Origin of the sequence: Micromonospora sp. KC721 (genome assembly GCF_004348355.1) — a bacterium.
Taxonomy (GTDB): domain Bacteria; phylum Actinomycetota; class Actinomycetes; order Mycobacteriales; family Micromonosporaceae; genus Micromonospora.
Map to the genome: position 1 here is coordinate 1 of NZ_SMJY01000405.1, position 861 is coordinate 861.

The window sequence follows — 861 nt, forward strand, 5'->3', positions numbered from 1 at the left end:
GTGCCGACCTCCGCGTCCCCCACCACTGCGGCCCCCACCGCCACAAAGCCCAAGCCGAAGTCCAAACCCAAACCCAAACCGAAGCCGAAGCGCAGGGTGATCGCCCCGGTGGCCGGTCTGGACCGGGCGCAGATGGACAACGCCATCCGGATCGTCGACGCCGGACGGAAGATGGGTGCGCCACGGCGTGCCCTGGTCATCGCGGTCGCCACCGCCATGCAGGAGAGCACCCTTTACAACTACGCCAGCGGGGTGCTGCCCGAGTCGCAGAACTACCCGCACCAGGCCATCGGCTGGGACCACGACTCGGTCGGGCTGTTCCAGCAGCGGCCCAGCAGCGGCTGGGGCACCGTCGCCGATCTGATGAACCCGGAGTACGCCACCCGGGCGTTTCTCGCCGTGCTGCTGGAGATTCCCGGCTGGCAGAGCCTCCCGCTGGCCGTCGCGGCGCAGGCTGTGCAGATTTCCGCCTTCCCCGACGCGTACGCCCAGCACGAGTGGCGCGCGACCGAGGTGGTAGAGGCCGTCCTCGGCTGATATACGAACCATTGCGGACGGTTGGTTGCCGGCTCGGGGTAAACATGAGGGAGGACACCGAACGGAGGACGACATGTCACTGGTGCAGCGGATCAGCGCTTTCCTGCGGTCCCCGAAGGGGCAGCAGCTGGTCGACCGGGGCCGGCGCGAGCTGGCCAAGCCCGAGAACCAGACCAAACTGAAGCAGCTGGCGAGCCGGCTCTCCGCCGGCCGCCGTCGCTGACCGTCACATTCACGCCTCGACACCGGGAGCCTTCGTGACCGACGCCGCGCCCGTCGACGACGAGCCGACCATCCCCACTCCGACGCCGGCCACCGCCACCC

Annotated in this window: 1 protein-coding gene and 1 pseudogene; both read left to right on the top strand. The window is 69.2% G+C overall.

Features of this window, described 5'->3' with window-relative positions:
- Positions 1-537: pseudogene (locus E1182_RS30675) on the top strand (peptidase M23); the annotation flags it as partial.
- Positions 538-610: 73 nt separating this feature from the next.
- Positions 611-760: a hypothetical protein gene (locus E1182_RS31495; RefSeq protein WP_165942778.1), complete on the top strand. Its 150-nt coding sequence runs from the start codon at positions 611-613 to the stop codon at positions 758-760.
- The last annotated feature ends 101 nt before the right edge of the window (positions 761-861 follow it).